At 41.6% G+C, this 18,534-nt stretch carries 13 protein-coding genes and 2 tRNA genes; 9 read left to right on the top strand and 6 right to left on the bottom strand.

Annotated elements, in window-relative coordinates:
* The first annotated feature begins 23 nt into the window (after positions 1–23).
* The 3 genes from EXE10_RS01180 (at position 24) to EXE10_RS01170 (ending at position 714) form a co-directional block, all read left to right on the top strand.
* Positions 24–99: transfer RNA gene (locus EXE10_RS01180), tRNA-Ala, on the top strand.
* A gap of 27 nt (positions 100–126) precedes the next feature.
* A tRNA-Glu gene (locus EXE10_RS01175) sits at positions 127–202 on the top strand.
* A gap of 170 nt (positions 203–372) precedes the next feature.
* Complete coding sequence (locus tag EXE10_RS01170) at positions 373–714, top strand: hypothetical protein (RefSeq protein WP_068975043.1); 342 nt, start codon at positions 373–375, stop codon at positions 712–714.
* A 38-nt stretch (positions 715–752) separates the two neighbouring features.
* Here the strand turns inward: EXE10_RS01170 and EXE10_RS01165 are convergent, their stop codons facing one another.
* Entirely contained in the window at positions 753–1,748 is a 996-nt protein-coding gene (locus EXE10_RS01165) for a cation diffusion facilitator family transporter (RefSeq protein WP_130112075.1), read from the bottom strand.
* 137 nt (positions 1,749–1,885) lie between these two features.
* Here EXE10_RS01165 and EXE10_RS01160 point away from each other — a divergent pair, with 137 nt between their 5' ends.
* Positions 1,886–2,695 carry a DUF4198 domain-containing protein gene (locus EXE10_RS01160; protein WP_130112074.1) on the top strand — a complete coding sequence of 270 codons (810 nt, stop codon included), beginning with the start codon at positions 1,886–1,888 and terminating at the stop codon, positions 2,693–2,695.
* Between the two features lie 64 nt (positions 2,696–2,759).
* Here EXE10_RS01160 and EXE10_RS01155 read toward each other — a convergent pair whose 3' ends face one another.
* The 4 genes from EXE10_RS01155 to EXE10_RS01140 are packed head-to-tail and all read right to left on the bottom strand — an operon-like array spanning position 2,760 to position 9,144.
* Positions 2,760–5,939 carry an efflux RND transporter permease subunit gene (locus tag EXE10_RS01155; protein ID WP_130112073.1) on the bottom strand — a complete coding sequence of 1,060 codons (3,180 nt, stop codon included), beginning with the start codon at positions 5,937–5,939 and terminating at the stop codon, positions 2,760–2,762.
* Positions 5,929–7,233 carry an efflux RND transporter periplasmic adaptor subunit gene (locus EXE10_RS01150; protein WP_130112072.1) on the bottom strand — a complete coding sequence of 435 codons (1,305 nt, stop codon included), beginning with the start codon at positions 7,231–7,233 and terminating at the stop codon, positions 5,929–5,931. The genes EXE10_RS01155 and EXE10_RS01150 overlap by 11 nt, the downstream gene beginning before the upstream one ends.
* A gap of 1 nt (position 7,234) precedes the next feature.
* Positions 7,235–8,629, bottom strand: coding sequence for a TolC family protein (locus tag EXE10_RS01145; protein ID WP_130112071.1), 1,395 nt, complete (start codon positions 8,627–8,629; stop codon positions 7,235–7,237).
* Between the two features lie 59 nt (positions 8,630–8,688).
* Entirely contained in the window at positions 8,689–9,144 is a 456-nt protein-coding gene (locus EXE10_RS01140; RefSeq protein ID WP_130112070.1) for a cation efflux protein, CzcI-like, read from the bottom strand.
* Between the two features lie 260 nt (positions 9,145–9,404).
* Here EXE10_RS01140 and EXE10_RS01135 point away from each other — a divergent pair, with 260 nt between their 5' ends.
* Positions 9,405–9,758 carry an SEL1-like repeat protein gene (locus tag EXE10_RS01135; RefSeq protein WP_068975037.1) on the top strand — a complete coding sequence of 118 codons (354 nt, stop codon included), beginning with the start codon at positions 9,405–9,407 and terminating at the stop codon, positions 9,756–9,758.
* Between the two features lie 355 nt (positions 9,759–10,113).
* Positions 10,114–11,001 (top strand): SDR family NAD(P)-dependent oxidoreductase, encoded by an 888-nt coding sequence (locus tag EXE10_RS01130; RefSeq protein ID WP_130112069.1) that lies wholly within the window; start codon positions 10,114–10,116, stop codon positions 10,999–11,001.
* A gap of 57 nt (positions 11,002–11,058) precedes the next feature.
* On the opposite strand, the gene EXE10_RS01125 is transcribed toward EXE10_RS01130, so the two are convergent.
* Positions 11,059–13,440 (bottom strand): Tex family protein, encoded by a 2,382-nt coding sequence (locus EXE10_RS01125; RefSeq protein WP_130112068.1) that lies wholly within the window; start codon positions 13,438–13,440, stop codon positions 11,059–11,061.
* A 687-nt stretch (positions 13,441–14,127) separates the two neighbouring features.
* Between EXE10_RS01125 and ompR the strand changes: the two genes are divergently transcribed.
* From ompR to EXE10_RS01110, 3 genes are all read left to right on the top strand, one after another.
* Positions 14,128–14,892, top strand: coding sequence for a two-component system response regulator OmpR (ompR, locus tag EXE10_RS01120; RefSeq protein ID WP_068975034.1), 765 nt, complete (start codon positions 14,128–14,130; stop codon positions 14,890–14,892).
* A gap of 223 nt (positions 14,893–15,115) precedes the next feature.
* Positions 15,116–16,576, top strand: a complete 1,461-nt coding sequence (locus EXE10_RS01115; RefSeq protein ID WP_068975033.1) for an ATP-binding protein — start codon at positions 15,116–15,118, stop codon at positions 16,574–16,576.
* A 205-nt stretch (positions 16,577–16,781) separates the two neighbouring features.
* On the top strand, positions 16,782–18,302 hold the full coding sequence (locus EXE10_RS01110; RefSeq protein ID WP_068975032.1) for an acetyl-CoA hydrolase/transferase family protein: 1,521 nt from the start codon (positions 16,782–16,784) through the stop codon (positions 18,300–18,302).
* Positions 18,303–18,534: the final 232 nt, after the last annotated feature.

Genomic DNA, 18,534 nt, shown 5'->3' with positions numbered 1-18,534 from the left:
ATAATATAGCGCTCACACAGACTGGGGTCATAGCTCAGTTGGTAGAGCGCTACAATGGCATTGTAGAGGTCAGGAGTTCGATCCTCCTTGACTCCACCATTTAGTTTTACTTGTGTCGCCTCACTTGTCCCTATCGTCTAGAGGCCTAGGACATCGCCCTTTCACGGCGGTAACCGGGGTTCGAATCCCCGTAGGGACGCCATATTCAAGGTGTCAATACATCTTAATAAAAAACCCAAGCATAGAGACTTGGGTTTTTTATTGCCTGCTTGAAAATAATAGATGCATTCTATTTTCAATATGAAGTGCGTCTTTTTGCATTCTGAAGCAGAACGTTTAGAATAATAGCCAGATTATAAATGTGGAATGACCATGCAATACCAATGTCCAAAATGCCAAAGCCGAAAAATTCTTCCTGTTGCCAGTGCCAATGAACCTGCAGTGCGTCCCGTTGTCCCTAAAAGCTTGGTATTTTTGATTCCGTTAATTTTCATCTTATTGTTATTGGTCGTAATCAGCATTTTTATGTGGATTTTTGGCAATGGTGCAGGTCAAACTTTGCAAATCGCAACAGTGGTCATCTTCCTAGCAACAGCAATCGCAGGTGTATTGTTTTGGCGTGATCTACCTGATTTTAAAATTTCTATGCAGTCATTCATGCAAGCCAATAAAACATGGAAATGTCGTGACTGTAGCCATGAATGGCATGTCTAATCTCAATCAATAACTTAATCCATAAAAAACCATTCACATTAATGTGAATGGTTTTTTTCATTATGCGTATGTGAATCGTGATCGTGATCGTGATCGTGATCGTGATTATCATATTCATCCGCAGCATGCCCTGTCGTACTGTGCGCATGTGCCATACATTCATCATCTTCGATCTGTAAAGTCATCTCGGTAATGCCATGTTCATGACTGAGCATTTCCATTGCATCCTGATAAAGCGCATTACGGTCTGCATGTGGTGCAAATAAATGTACGGTTAAATGAACATTTTTGGAAGTAATCGCCCAGACTTTCAGTTGGTGAATACTTTCCACACCTTTCAACGCCAGTAAGTCATTGCGTAGTTTTTCAATATCAATCTCATCAGGTACACCCTCAAGCAGAATATTGATACTCTGTTTCAGCAAAATCCATGTTCTCGGCAAAACCCAAAAACCAATTAATACTGCAATAACAGTATCGACCCACATCCAGCCTGTGAAGTAGATTACAGCAGCACCGATAATGACTCCGATTGACCCCACAGCATCGCTTAAAACTTCTAAATAAGCACCTTTGACATTCAGACTTTCCTGCGAGCTTGAAAATAAAATTTTCATGGAAATCAGGTTAATGATCAATCCAATGACCGCAACAATCATCATCCCCATACTTTGAATTTCAGGTGGATGACTGAAACGCTGATAGGCTTCATACAGGATATACATGGCAACCACAAACAGCATGGATGCATTGAACAGTGCTGCCAGAATTTCAAAACGCTGATAGCCAAAGGTTCGTTTATCATCAGCAGGTAACTTGCCGATTTTAATTGCCACCAGTGCAATCGCGAGTGCCGCAGCATCGGTAAACATGTGTGCTGCATCTGAAAGCAATGCCAGACTTTGCGTGATAAAACCAGCAATCACTTCAACGATTAAGAATGTAGTCGTCAATGCCAAAGCAAAGGTCAGCTTTTTGGCATTGCCCTCTGTCACCACTGCATGGCTATGGTCATGTCCTGCATGTTCACTCATTTTTCGCCTCATTATTTTATATCTTATGATTGATCTTAAATTAATAATGATAACCATTATCAAATAATAAAATTCTCATATATACTCCCTCACCAGAAAGCACTTTAGCTCAAACTTTATGCGAGAAGTTACTCCACATGAATAAATATATATTTTCAGTCTTATTACTCAGTTCATTTAGCACGCTAAATTATGCCCATGAACCTTATGTTGCTCCTCTTAGCTATATCACATCAAACACTCAAACTCCTGTGATCAGTGCTTATGCAGAACAAGCACTCCAACCAGAATATGCATTAAAGCAACCCGTTTTTAACATTATTCAGCCTGATCAAAGTAAGATCAGCATTGCTTCTGAGAGCACATTAAAGTCTGCCAACCTGATTGATTTACCCCTCCCTCAAAAAGGGACATATCTCATTTCAAGTCAAGTTTCTTTTCCTTTAAAATACGCACAACATAACAAAGAGTGGAAAAGCTTCTTTGACATGCCCGCAGATAAAGCAAAACCGATTAAAGAACGTGACTACGTTATTCCATCTGATTTTAAAAAAGCGCCTACACCTATAGAAATCACACGTGAATGGTCAATCCAAAGCTATATTTCCAAAGAAGAAACATCGCCCATCCAAAGCGTAATTGATTCGCCTATCCAGGTTGAATTCAAAACCCATCCCAACAACATCACAGCGCAACAGCCGATCCAAATCAAAATTACAAAATATGGGCAAAGCTTAAAAGCACCTGAACTTGTTATTCGTGCTCAAGGGCAAGAAGAAGATGAAGCAACCCATCTCACTGTTGATACAAGCGGCTTCGCAATTTTAAACTTCCCACATGCGGGTCAATACCTTGTTGAAGTCAGTGAGAAATCGGATAAAACTGCTAAACCAACCAATCAGTACTACACCATTATTAGCTTAGGTGTATTACCCGCTATCAAATAAAGCAAATCATTTCATTCAAACCTTTCTCTTTCAGTAAAAGAGAAAGGTATTTGATTCTAAAGCGTTACTTGATTTTTTTCTCATTCATCCAGCGATAAATCACCGGCAGAACCACCAATGTCAACAAGGTAGATGACACAATCCCGCCAATCACCACAGTCGCCAGTGGTCGCTGTACTTCCGCACCTGTACCTGTTGCCAGCGCCATCGGAATAAAGCCCAGTGATGCCACACAAGCGGTCATCAATACAGGTCTAAGACGTAAAATCGCACCTTGCCACGTTGCATGGTAGACATCCATTTGCTGACGTAGCTCCTTGATAAAGGTCAGCATCACCAAACCATTCAGCACGGCTACGCCTGACAGTGCAATAAAGCCTACACCCGCAGACATCGACAGCGGAATATCCCTCAGCCACAATGCCACCAATCCGCCACACAGCGCAAATGGCACACCTGTAAAGACCAGTAAACTTTCTTTAACGTTATGGAACACTGCCATCAACAGAATAAAAATGGTGATCAGTGCCAGTGGTACAACCAGTTGCATGCGGGCTTTGACAGACATCAGATTTTCAAACTGACCGCCATAATCCAGCCAGTAACCCGATGGCATTGGCTGTTTGGCTAAAGTGCTTTGCAACTCGGTAACAAATGAGCCCAGATCACGCCCTTCGACGTTTGCAGTTACCACCACACGACGCTTACCATTTTCACGGCTGACCTGATTGATCCCCTCGATGTTGTCGACTTTGGCAACATCCCGCAACTGAATCAAACCACCATTCGGAATCTGAATCGGCAAACTTGCCAGATGCTCAGGAGTACGCTGTGCATCATCCAGACGAATCACAAAATCAAAACGACGGTCACCCTGTAAAATCTGTCCGACATTCTGACCACCGACACTTGTTGCCACCAAATCCTGAATAGCTTTTACCGACAAACCATACTGCGCAGCCGCAGCATGATTCACTTCCACATTGAGTAAAGGTAAACCCGAAGTCTGCTCAACATTGACCGCTGTTGCACCTGAAATGCTTTTGATTTTCTGCGCAATCAGATTGGCTTGTTGATTCAGCACCTCCATATCATCACCGAAAATTTTCACCCCCACATCACTGCGTACACCTGAAATCAGCTCATTAAAACGCAGTTCAATCGGCTGTGAAAACTCACTGTTATTACCAGGCAAAGTATCCAGAAATGCAATCATGCGCTGACGTAATTCATCAATACTTTCTTTTGGATTTTTCCACTGATCCTTTGGTTTGAGCAGCAACACCGCATCGGAAATATTCGGTGGCATCACATCAGTTGCCACTTCCGCTGTTCCGGTACGGGCAAAGATGGCTTTAATTTCAGGAAACTCTTTCAGTAATAACTTTTCGGTATTTTCCTGCATCCGCAAGGACTGTTCCAAGCCTGTACTCGGTGAACGCATCTGCTGAACGGCAAAATCACCTTCACTAAGTTGTGGAGCAAATTCACTGCCAATCTGTGTCGATAAAACACCAGTTAGAAACAAAATACAGACCGCAATCGTGACCACAAACACTTTAAAATCATAAGCTAAATTTAACAGTGCTTCGTATTTCTGCTTTAACCACAACATCCAGCGGCTTTCGGTTTCCTTAACTTCACCATTTACAAACAGCGCTACCGCAGCAGGAACAAAAGTCACCGATAGAATAATTGCGCCCACCAAAGCCAGAACCACAGTCATTGCCATCGGGTGGAACAGTTTGGCTTCCACACCTGACAGTGCAAAGATCGGCAGATAAACCACCAGAATAATCAATTGTCCAAAAATGAGCGGACGACGTGCCTGTTTTGCGGCAAGAAAGACCTCTTTAAATCGCTCTGCACGGGTCAGTAAACGTCCTTTGGCATGCTGTGCTTCAGCCAGTCGACGGATACAGTTTTCCACGATCACCACTGCACCATCGACAATAATCCCGAAATCGAGCGCCCCCAGACTCATCAGGTTGGCACTGATTTTCTGTTCTGCCATACCTGCCAGTGTGAACAGCATTGATAATGGAATCACACATGCCGTAATTAAAGCTGCACGGAAATTTCCAAGGAATAAAAACAGAATGATAATGACCAGAATCGCCCCTTCTACAAGGTTCTTCTGTACCGTTTTAATCGCTCGTTCCACCAGATCAGTACGATCATAAACAGTTTCAATCACCACACCTTTGGGTAAAGACTGCTGAACTTCCTTCACTTTGGCATCGACTGCCTTCGCGACTGTTCGGCTGTTTTCACCCATCATCATCATGGCAATACCAAGTACCGCTTCCTCACCATTGTAAGTTGCTCCACCAGTACGCAGATCATGTCCAATCGACACCGTTGCTACATCCGCAACACGGATCGGATAGCCATTTTTATTGCTCAGCGTGACATTCTGAATATCTTCAATACTGTTCAGCGTACCAGGTACACGCACTGTAAGTTGCTGACCATTGGTCTCAATGAAGCCTGCACCACGGTTTTCATTATTTTCCGTCAGTGCAGTCTGCAAATCCGTCAATGGAATCTGTAACTGTTGGAGACGGCTTAAATCAGGTGTCACCACATAAGTTTTGTTGAATCCACCAATCGAGTTAACCTCAGCGACCCCTGCCACACGCTGCAATTGCGGACGTACAATCCAGTCTTGAATTTCACGTAAATCCATCGCTGTATAAGGCGTACCATCGGACTTTTTCGCATTCGGCTCAGACTTGATCACCCATTGATAAATCTCTCCAAGCCCCGTGGAAACAGGTGACATGGTCGGTGCAATATCATCAGGTAATTCAGTCTGCGCTTCCTGTAAACGCTGATTGATCTGTTGACGTGCCCAGTAAATATCCGTACCATCTTTGAAAATAATGGTGACTTGCGACAGCCCATAACGGGAAATCGAACGGGTCATTTCCAGTTTTGGCAGACCCGCCATCGCATTTTCAATCGGATAGGTAATGCGTTGTTCCACTTCCAGCGAAGTAAAACCTGTCGCCTGTGTATTGATCTGCACCTGTGTGTTGGTAATATCAGGCACAGCGTCAATCGGCAGTTTCTGATAACTGTAAACCCCAACCCCGATCCACGCGACGATAAACAGCATCACCCAGATGGCATTTTTAATTGCAAATTGAATCAGCCGATCAAACAGACCCTCAGGTTCTGGAAGTGCCGATTCTGTATTTAAATCTTCAGTTTTAGCCTCAGGAGAATCATTAATGCGCATGGCTCGCTTCTCCTTTTTCCAGTTCAGACTTCAACAGGAAACTGCCTTGAGCCGCATACTGTTGTCCCTGAGTCAGACCCGACTGAACTTCAATCCACTGACCATCACCTGAAACCTGCCCTAAAATCACAGGCTGTGGGCTGAATTCAATTTTCTTATCATGTTCATGCGCCACAAAAACCGCATCTTTGCCTTCAATTTTCTGCACTGCACTTTTCAGCACACGAATCGCTTGAGTCGAACCTGCCTGTTGCAGTTGTACATTGACCATTAAGTTTGGACGCAGTTCAGTTGCATTGGACAGGACTTTGGCACGAACCTGCAAACGACCTGTCTGTGCATCGGCTTCACTGTTCAGGGTTTGAATCTGCGCTTTAAATACATTGCCTGTTTGCAAAGATTTAAATTCAATCTGCTGATTCGGTGCCAGAGTGGAAAATTCAGAACTTGGCGCAATAAATTCAAGCCACAACTGATCCAGCTGATCAATAATGAAAAGCTGATCCGCCAGCTGTACATTTTCACCAACCACCAGATCTTTCTTACTGATCACGCCTGAAATCGGGGCAGTCAGTACATAACGACCATTTGAACCTGAAGAAGCACCAAAGGCAGACAAACGCGCTTTGGTCGCCTGCACCTGTATCTGTGCCTGCTGATAAGCGTTATAAGCACGCTGATAATCCTGCTTGGCAGAAATACCCTGCGACCACAACTGACGCTCACGCTCATAGTCCTGCTTTGCCAGTTGCAGATTGGACTGTGCAATCTGTAAACTGGACTGCTGATCAACCAGATCAGGCACCAGTAAGGTTGCCAGAGCCTGCCCTTTTTTCACATGCTGACCCAGTTCAACACTGACTGATTGCACATGACCACTGAATGCAGGTGAAACGTGCGCCTGACGGTCTGTATTCACGGTTAATTTGGCAGGATAAGACGCTGATTTACTCACAGCACCGACTTCGACTTTGGCAAGCTGTACCCCCTGTTCCACCATTTGCTGTGCGCTTAGACTGATGGCTTCGGCATGATCGTCCTCACCATCAGCACCCTCTTCATGCGCATGATCACCACCTTCTTCATGGGCATGTTCTGCTTCTTTGCCATGTCCGTCTTCGGCATGCGCTTCTGATTCACCATGACCATGCGCATCCGTTTTGGCAGGTTTATTTTTACCTGAAATAAATAACCCCAATGCAACCAGAGCAGTGATCACCAGAGTGATAATAATCAGCACTGACTGAGAGATTTTTCCATGTTGATTTTTCAAATTGTGTTTTAGATTTAACATTTTAATTTCCCTCACTCATTCCACCCACCACAGGCAATGCCTGCGTGTCCTGCCACAAAGCCTGATTGATCTGTGCAATCGCATCTTTTGCCATGATCTGATCTGGTGCCAAACCTAAACTCAGACTTTCTGCTTCAATCGCACGTTGCCAGCCATCTTTCAGTAATTGCACCTTACGCAGACGAACCTCCTGCAACTGCAAAGTCGCCTGTTGCACATCGGTCACGGCAAATTTACCCGCACTGAAACCCATCAGGGTTTTACGCTGAACCTGTGTGGCGAGTGGAATCTGAGACTGATCAACCTCTTTAAACTGCACTTCCAGGCCCTGTAGCTCGGTCAATAGGGTTCCGATCTGCAAAGCATTCTGTTTCAGATAAAATTCCTGTTGCTTACCCAGTAAATCCTGCTTTGCCTGCGCAATCTCAACCCCATACTGCTGACGGTTGAAAATTAAGGGAATAGAAACACCCACCACCAAGGCATTGTCAGTCGCTGTTTCAGCTGATCTGGTTCGATTCATGCCTAAATTGACTGTTGGATTTGGACGTGCCGATGCCTTGAGTTGATCAACTGTGGCTTTGGCTTGCAGTACCTGTAACTGACGTGATTTCTCCATCAGATTATCTGCAAGATAAGTCTGCACCTGTTGCGGAGTGGAACTCGGCCACAGTGACTGTGGACTTAAACCGATACGGATGGACTTATCTGCATCGCCCCAGACATTGGACAACTGCTGTGTTGCCACCTGTAACTGCAAGTCTGCCTGACGGTATAAACGGACATTTTCCGCATGGCTAAGCTTGGCACGATCCACATCGACCTGTGCCACACTGCCCGCCTGATAACGTTTCTGAATCGCATTCAGATTTTCTTCGCTGACATTGAGCTGTTCACGCACGACATTGCGTTCCAGTTCAAAAATCGCCAGTTGTGACCACAGATATTTCACTGCCAGTTCAAGCTGTGCCTGATAAATACGTTGATTCAGCACAGTATGATCTTTGGCAAGTCGCGCCAATTGCTGTGCAGATTTACGTTCACCAAACAGATCAAGTCGCTGTGAAAGACCAATCGAAAGCTCTTTTTCTTCATCCGAACCAAAGCCCGTCTGCGCTATGGACAACTCAGGATTTATCCACAGCTTTGACTGTTTTATATTCGCATCGTTAATTTTTTGCTGAGTTTGCCACACGCCTTGCGACTGCTGATACTGCGCTGTTTTCTCAATTGCCTGTTGCAAACTCAGCTTTTGAACAGATGAATCTGCCCATGCAACCGATGACATTAAACTGATGACAACAGTGCTGAGAATGGAATTCCGTATTTTAAATACAGCCTTTGATCCTGTTTCAGACACAGGAATCGCTTTTTTTATAGACACACTTTTAGACATAATGATGCCCCACTAAAATGAATATTCAGTGGTGGGTCAATGTTTTCGGCTACCCCACCTTATAGCGGGGCGGATGCGGGCGGTGGATTGGGCAGGAATAAATCAGGCGACTGGTACAGATTTTTCCAGTCGATAAAGGCAGATTCAGGATAGGCAATAAACTTGGGTTGTTCAGCCTGTTGAGACACATCTGCCACGATAAAATGCGCAAATGAAGGCAAATGATCACTGTGATCATCTTCAAGATGATTCAGAAAATCATGTGCTTTGGCATCATTGATATGATCATGAATGATTGATTTCGATAATTCATCATTGAAAATAGAGGATATCGAATGCTGTTGCTGATCTTGAGTGCAATTCGGGGCAACATGATGTCCAAAATGCGAGGGTATGAGTTTCGCTGTTGTTGATACGGTACTTTCATGGTCGCAAAAAGCTGCTGCCACATTCCACAAACTTTGGAACATGAACAAACTCAATAAGACTGTAATAAAAATACCTGAGCGTTTCACAGGTGCTGCCTGATTCAAATATTTTGTGAATATAACAAACTTCATTGATGTAATAAAATTACATGACTATATTCTAAGATTTTCACAAATAAATTGTTAAAAAATATGTTTATTCATCAATACGTAAAAAATGCAATTGACAAATTACATTATATTATTTGCAAAGTTTAAAAAATAAGCTAAATTAATTATATCTAATCAATTTTTTCTGATTAGCAATCTCTTTTTACTTTGTTAATGGATTAGCAAGGAGGTTTTATATGTTGGTACATATTTTTAACCGTTTTTTAGGAGATTCAACATCTCGCCAAGCATTTGAACAAAATGCTTCCGAAGCTGCACTCGAAAAAGCCCAAGCCCATCATTTTGAAGATCAAAATCTAAGTTTGGATGAAATCACCAATCGTAATGCGATGTGGTGTTATCTTCGAGCTGCATTACGTGGAGATCAAGAAGCTCAATATAAAATGGGTCTCAGTTATTTAAATGGTCAACTTGGTTTAGATCGTAGTTATAGTCATGCTGAAAAATGGCTTGAACAAGCGGCACATCAAGGTCATATCTCAGCACAAGAACAACTTAGAAAAGTTTATGACGAACTCGCCTTTTCATAAATCCTAATGATAAATTCTAATTTTTCGACAAACAGAGTTCATTAGAGCTCTGTTTTTTTTGTTTCTCTGTTCTTTTTATATCCACATAAATTTAACTGTCTATTTTCCGTCCAGAACTTCTATTATTTAACTTTAAACTGGCTCAGTTATATGATAAAAATCACTGAATTAGTTAAAAATAAATAGAGTATTTACTCTAAAAATATTTTGTAAATTCAGATACTTAATACTAGTATTTTTATTTTTTTTGTATATTATTGCGCCCAACAAATATGATCATCTTTTATACAATGCATGGTCAGCTTGAAACAACAAATACAGCACATATTCATTTCAGTTAATCAGGGAAACAGCTATGAATCAAAAATTAGAGCAACTTTTTCAGCAAAAGGTTCAAGGTAAAGTCGCACTTATCACAGGTGCTTCTAGTGGTATTGGTTTAACCGTTGCAAAAAAACTAGCGGCAACTGGTGCACACGTCCTTTTAGTATCTCGTACTGAAGAAACACTCAAAGAAGTACAAGCTGAGATCCAAGCTGAAGGCGGTCAAGCGGATATTTTCCCGTGTGATTTGAATGATATGAATGCAATTGATGAAGTCTCTAAGCAAATCATTGCATCTGTCGATCATATTGATATTCTGATTAATAATGCGGGGCGTTCAATCCGTCGTGCTGTACATGAATCTGTTGATCGTTTCCATGATTTTGAGCGTACCATGCAATTGAACTATTTCGGTGCTGTACGTTTGGTATTGAATATTTTACCGCAAATGATGGGGCGTAAAGATGGTCATATCATCAACATCAGTTCAATTGGTGTTTTGGCAAATGCAACCCGTTTCTCTGCTTATGTAGCTTCAAAAGCTGCTTTAGATGCGTTTAGCCGTTGTTTATCTGCGGAAGTTCATTCTCACAAGATTGCGATCACTTCTGTATATATGCCTTTGGTTCGTACACCAATGATTGCACCAACCAAGATTTATAAATATGTACCAACGCTTTCCCCTGAACAAGCGGCTGATTTGGTTGCGTATGCTATCGTAAAACGTCCGAAGAAAGTTGCGACGAATTTAGGTCGTTTGGCTTCGATTACTTATTCAATCGCACCTGGTATTAACAATAAACTGATGTCGATTGGTTTTAACTTATTCCCAAGCTCAACTGCATCTGTCGGCGAACAACAAAAGTTGAATTTAGTACAACGTGCTTATGCACGCTTGTTCCCAGGTGAGCATTGGTAAGATTACTGCTGCAATAAAAAAACCGCCTTCCGGCGGTTTTTTATTTCAAATCAAAGATTACTTCGAACCTTTAATCCCTGCTTGTAGCAATAATGCACCTAAACCACCGATTTTATTTTCTTGAGGTTTAGCAGACTGTGGCTTCTTGTCATGACGAGGTGCTTTGTCCTTATTGTCATGGCGATTATGCTGTGGACGATCACCTTGAGGACGTTTGCCTTGAGGCTTACGTTCACCACGTTGTTCATTGTTATTGAACTCACGCTTTTGACGTGGTGCTTTTGCAGGCGCTTCAGAACCTTCTGGACGCATCGACAAATTCACACGATTACGTTCAGCATCAACAGTTAACACACGCACTTGAACAATTTGACCAGGTTTCACCACTTTATGTGGATCAGATACAAACTCGTTTGCAAGTTCAGAAATATGGATTAAACCGTCTTGGTGTACACCCACATCGACGAATGCACCAAAGTTAGTCACATTGGTAATCACACCTTCAAGTTGCAAACCTTCAGTAAGCTGCCCGACTTCTGTGATGTCTTCACGGAACTTCGCAGTACGGAACTCAGGACGTGGATCACGACCTGGTTTTTCAAGTTCGCTCAATACGTCTTGAACAGTTGGAAGACCGAATTGATCATTCACAAACTCTTCCGCTTTCACTTGACGAATAATTTCAGTATTGCCAATGATATCTTTCACTGTCGTTGCTTTTGCAGCAACAATGCTATTCACTAAACCATAAGATTCAGGATGCACAGAAGACGCATCTAAAGGCTCTGAACCATCTTGAATACGTAAGAAACCTGCCGCTTGTTCAAATGTACGCTCACCTAAACGAGGCACATTTTTCAAAGCTTGACGATTATCAAAACGACCATTTTCTTTACGGTAATCAACTATTTGTTGTGCGATTGATTTATTCAAACCTGCGATATAACCCAAAATTGCAGGAGAGGCAGTATTAACATCAACACCCACCGCGTTCACACAGTCTTCAACCACTGCATCAAGGGTTTTCGCCAAATTAGTTTGGTTTACATCGTGTTGATATTGACCTACACCAATTGATTTAGGATCAATTTTCACAAGTTCAGCCAATGGATCTTGTAAACGACGTGCAATCGAAACTGCACCACGAATCGCAACATCTAACTCAGGCAGTTCAGCAGAAGCCAATTCTGATGCAGAATAAACTGATGCGCCTGCTTCAGATACAGAAACACGTGTTAATGTAAGATCAGCATTGGCTGCCATCATTTCAGCGACAACTGCTTCAGTTTCACGGCTTGCAGTACCATTGCCAATGGCAATCAAATCGACATTGAATTCACGGCAAAGACGTGCAAGTTCAGCAATTGAACCTTCTTTGTCTTCTTTCGGTGCAAATGGGTAAATTGTGCTATGTGCAAGGACATCACCTGAATTTGACACTACAGCCAATTTCACACCTGTACGGATACCAGGATCCACACCGAGCGTAGTACGTGAACCCGCTGGTGCTGAAAGTAACAAATGACGTAAGTTTTCAGCAAACACATCCATTGCTTCTGATTCAGCTGCAAGACGCTTTTCTGTTAATAAAGAATGTTCAATCGTTGGACGAACTTTACCGAGCCAGAACAACTTTGCAGTTTGTTTTAAGAAATCACGACGTGCTTGTGGTTCAACTGTTTCAAGATCATACTCTGTTTCGATACGAATCAATGGTGCTTCATCTTCACCATCTACTTTTAAACCCAATACGTTTTCTTGGCGACCACGTAACATCGCCAATAAACGATGTGAAGGCACTTTATTGAGGTTTTCAGAGAAATCGAAGTAGTCACGGAATTTTTTACCAACTTCTTTTTTCTCATCTGAAGCCACTAGACTTTTTAACACTGCTGTTTTGGCAAATGTTGCTTTTAAATCTGTAGTCAACGGAATATTTTGTGCCCAATCATCAATAATGATGTGTTGAATCGCATCCAACTGGCTTTCAACATCGGCATAGTCTTCATGACTAAAACCAGCCAATGCTTCAGTTGGATCAACTTGCTCAGCAATGATCTTTTCTGCAATCGGTCCTAAGCCAGCTTCTTTCGCCTTAAACGACTTACTGGTACGTTTTGGACGGTACGGCGCGTAAAGTTCTTCTAATGCATTTTTTGTTTCAGCGCCATTGACACGAGCCAGTAAGTCATCAGAGAGCTTATTTTGTTCTTTTAATGATTCGATTACTTTTTCACGGCGTTCAAATAAATCACGTAAATAAACTAAGCGTGTATCAAGTTGGCGTAATTGGATGTCGTCTAAGCCTTGCGTTACTTCTTTACGGTAACGTGCAATAAATGGAACACTAGAGCCTTCATCTATCAGTTTAATGGCAGCTTCTACTTGGTTTGGACGTACGGCAAGCTCACTTGCCAACTGCTGAACTAAGTCAGTCATCGTGTTTAATTCCACAAGGATATAAGGACTAAAAGTTAGTGATTATAAAGACCAAGACCATAAAATCCACAATTGTTTTGCAAATTAACAATGAAAAAAGTGATTAAACTTCATTTTTATTGGTTTTTAATCACGCAAACCCCGATTTCGCTCTCATCAGTAGCATTCAAACAGCTTTGTAAAATAGTTTTTCTAAGATCAGTTTTTGCACTTTTATATGCGCTGTAGCCAAATATTTTTCACTATTGTCAATTTTAAATTGGAAAATAGATTTTTGATTTCTCCATATACATACGCTTGAATAAACATAAAAGTACCTCCATATTGATTACTACGAGCAGATTTTGACCTTTGCTTTTGTAGCAACAGAAATACCTCCAGTTGGCTGTGAACCCCACAATCCACTGTTCAAATATTTCTGATAACAGCAATGACGAATATATCTACCTAAACAAAAACTTATTGTCTAAATACATCAAAGTTTCATTTGCAAATGGTATAGTTTTTTATTTATAACCATAGAATTGTCTCAAATTTTTATCGTTTCTTTGTAGATGTTGTTTTTTGGTTTCAAAACCGCATGAAAATTGTATTTTTGAGCAATTTGATACATAGTCTTAACAAGAGCTTAGGCAGTATACTGAGATTAACGAATATTTATAATTTACAACATTAAGGGAGTGCATCATGAGTTTAGTTGTACCTGCTGAAAATACAGATGTCGTACAAAACGAAACTGACCGTGTCGAACGCATTTTAGTCGTCGATGATGATGTGCGTTTACGTACCCTTTTGCAGCGCTTCTTGGAAGACAAAGGTTTTGTGGTCAAAACAGCCCACGATGCCACTCAAATGGATCGTCTATTACAACGTGAACTATTTTCACTGATCGTTTTAGACTTCATGTTACCCGTAGAAGACGGTTTAAGCATTTGCCGACGTTTACGTTCATCGAACATTGATACACCTGTGATCATGCTCACCGCTCGTGGTAGTGACTCTGATCGTATTGCAGGGCTAGAAGCGGGTGCGGATGATTATTTACCAAAACCGTTCAATCCTAATGAGTTATTGGCACGTATCCGCGCAGTACTGCGTCGTCAAGTTCGTGAAGTGCCTGGCGCACCAAGCCAAAACGTGGAAGTGGTGTCATTTGGCCCATGGTCACTTGATTTGTCTACACGTACTTTGACCCGTGAAGGGCAAGTAGTAACGTTGACTACTGGTGAATTTGCGGTTCTAAAAGCATTAGTACAACACCCGCGTGAACCATTGACTCGCGATAAGCTGATGAATCTTGCACGTGGTCGTGAATGGGGTGCCATGGAACGCTCGATCGATGTACAAGTCTCTCGTTTACGTCGTTTGATCGAAGAAAATCCTGCGCGCGCACGCTACATCCAAACTGTTTGGGGTGTAGGTTATGTATTCGTTCCAGATGGTGCTGAATAAACTTAAAGATGATTCTATAAAATGAATCTGTTTTAAAAATACTGGCATATTCTGATTGGAATATTGCCAGTATTTTTTTAACGTGAAATATTCAAAGGAATATTTGAAAATAAGCATAACAACAAAACAATGTAGATCAATATTTTGATATTGCTATATCCCGATCATCCATTAAACTAAAAAACATCCAATCACACGATATACCAAATATTAGGATTCATCTGTGAAATTAGAACCCATTGACCCGCAAGCATTTACAGACTTTGAAGCATATCAGGAAAGAAAACGTACTCCTTGGGAACGCTTTCTAGACAAAATCAAACCTCGTTCCGCAGCCATGCGTACCACAGTATTGGTTTTATTTGTGGTGTTCTTCAGCTTGTTTATGTCATTGTGGTTTTTTTGGAAAACACTCTATTTACCAGAAATTCAACAACATGCACGCTTTCTAGCGGTTGAGTTGGAAATGATCAACAACCCACGTTTGCAAATTTATCATGATGAAAAACAATTAGATATTGATGAATGGCTGAGACAACGCGTTGGGGTTGAGTATGTTACCGATCCCAAAGATTATCCCAATGTTAAAGAGAAAATCATTGCAGACTTTTTCACCCGTCGCATTGAAAAACAATTGACCAAAGAACTTGATATCAAAAATGTCACCGTCTACTTCCAGTTTAAGCCGAGCCCGCGCATTTGGGTGCAAACCCCTGAAATGAATGGTAATTGGGTACGTGAACCACTGAAAACCTATGCAGACTATAGCCCTGAATTGATTTTAGCGTGGTTATTGGGTGTTCCCTTCATCTCAGCAGCCATCATTCTGACGCTTGTACGCCAACTCAATCGCCCTTTACTCCGCCTGCAAAATGCAGCCAATAGTTATAGTAAAACAGGTAAAGCTCCTTACCTCGAAACCAATCATGGACCTCAGGAAATTCGTGAAGTAAACCAAGCATTTAACCACATGGTTTATACACTTGAACAAACTGAACGTGATCGCCAAATTATGCTCGCAGGGATTTCACATGACTTGCGTACACCACTCACTCGGATCCGTTTAAGTGCTGAAATGATGGCGGATGATGACTTCCTCAAAGAAGGCATGATTTATGATGTCGATGATATGGACGCGATTCTCAGCCAGTTTATTTCCTATATGCGTGATGGTTCAGATGAGGAAGTCCAAGACACCAATATCAATGTATTGTTACAAGAGCTCATAATCCAATTTAAGCCATTGGATATTCGTTTCACACCACAAGAACTCCCGACTATTACTGCTCGCTCACTTTCTTTAAAGCGTTTGATTGGTAATTTAATTAATAATTCTAAACGATATGGTTCAGAACCGATTGAATTGAGTGCTTTTGTTGAAGATGAGCACATTAAAATCTGTGTAGCTGACCATGGTGAAGGCATTCCAGAAGATCAAATCGAAGATTTAATGCAGCCCTTTGTGCGCGGAAATGCAGCACGAACTGTGCAAGGCAGTGGTTTAGGTTTAGCCATTGTGAAGCGAATTGTCGATATTCACCAAGGTGAATTGTCAATTTCTAACCGCCCAGAAGGTGGACTACAAGCAGTTATTTCTCTTCCACTTCATATAAAAATTGAGGAAGAATCAACACCTACAAATCCGATCCAAAAAATCAAACAAACTTTGAGTGATCATTTCTAATGATCGCTCAATAAATCAACATTTGAATTTGTTTATTTATCAAACAGTCACTATTATTTCGTTAATAAATAATAACTTAAAAACCATCACAAAATTTTATACCCACATTTACTGAAAAAATTAGACCTTAGCATTAGAGGCATGCACAATTTACATTTAGGGCGGTACAATCCGTCTAGTTTTGAACAAGAATTGAGCGTAAACCATGTCTTTAGATCGTATTCGTTTAGCATCACTCCACAACAAAGTGATGAGCGCAGAACAAGCTGCTACCTTTATCCAAGATGGCATGACTGTTGGGATGAGTGGTTTTACCCGTGCAGGTGAAGCGAAAGCTGTACCTTTGGCATTGGTAGCACAAGCGGAAAAAAATCCGTTAAAAATCACATTAATCACAGGTGCAAGTCTAGGTAATGATCTTGACAAAAAATTGACTGAAGCGGGTGTACTTGCTCGTCGCTTACCTTTCCAAGTGGACAACACTTTACGTAAAGCCATCAACAAAGGCGAAGTGATGTTCATTGACCAACATTTGTCTGAAACTGTTGAACAAATGCGTAACCTTCAGTTGAAAAAACCTGATGTAGCTGTGATTGAAGCTGTTGCGATCACTGAAGATGGTGGCATCATTCCAACAACTTCAGTAGGTAACTCTGCTAGCTTTGCAATTTTTGCTGAAAAAGTGATTGTAGAAATCAACACTAACTTAAGCCCTGCTTTCGAAGGCTTACACGATATTTATATCCCTACTTACCGTCCAACACGTCAACCAATTCCATTGACTAAAGTGGATGAGCGTATTGGTACACCTGCGATCAATATCGATCCTGCTAAAATTGTCGGTATCGTAATCAACAGCGAATTGCATGACTCTCCATCTACCGTTGCTGATGCGGATGATGAAACTCAAGGTATTGCAAACCACTTAATCGCTTTCTTTGAAAAAGAAGTTGCAGAAGGTCGTTTACCAAAAGACTTAGGTCCTTTACAAGCAGGTATTGGTTCGATTGCAAACGCAGTACTCACAGGTCTTAAAGAATCTAACTTTGAAGACTTAGTCATGTATTCAGAAGTACTTCAAGACTGTACATTCGAATTGATCGATGCGGGTAAAATGAAGTTTGCTTCAGGTTCATCAATTACACTTTCTGCTAAATATGGCGAAAAAGTATTTAACAACCTTGAACAATACAAAGACAAACTTGTATTACGCCCACAAGAAATTTCAAACCATCCTGAATTGGTTCGTCGTTTAGGCATCATCGGCATCAACACTGCACTTGAGTTCGATATTTACGGCAACGTAAACTCTACTCACGTATGTGGTACAAAAATGATGAATGGTATCGGTGGTTCAGGTGACTTCGCACGTAATGCGCACCTTGCAATCTTCGTAACGAAATCAATTGCAAAAGGCGGCGACATTTCTTCTGTTGTTCCATTTGCTTCTCACGTTGACCATGCTGAACACGATGTTGACATCCTTGTAACTGAACAAGGTCTTGCTGACTTACGTGGTCTTGCACCGCGTGAACGTGCTCGTGCAATCATCGACAACTGTGCACACCCAATGTACCGTGATGCATTGAACGATTACTTTGATCGTGCATGTGAGAAAGGCGGTCAAACACCTCATATTCTTCGTGAAGCGCTTTCTTGGCACTCTAACTTTGAAGAAACTGGTCATATGTTGACTGCACAAGCTCAAGAGAAGAAATCTGCATAAGATTTTAAATCTGTTGTAAAAATAAGAAACGCCCGTAAGGGCGTTTTTTATGTCTAATCAATAAGATTCGCAATGAACATCACTCCTCTCAGGAGGAGAAACTAATGCCAATCTGTTAAATCAACTTTATATAAATTAACCTCTTTTGCCTTTTTACACCAATTGCTTTAAACGAGGTGATGCTATCGTGAGGCGACATGGATGTCGCTGTTGGACAAGGGCGATATGGATA

Origin of the sequence: Acinetobacter sp. WCHAc060033 (assembly GCF_004209125.1) — a bacterium.
Taxonomy (GTDB): Bacteria; Pseudomonadota; Gammaproteobacteria; order Pseudomonadales; family Moraxellaceae; genus Acinetobacter; species Acinetobacter wuhouensis.
The sequence above is the reverse complement of the archived record's forward strand: the minus strand, read 5'-3'. Positions and strand labels throughout refer to the sequence as shown.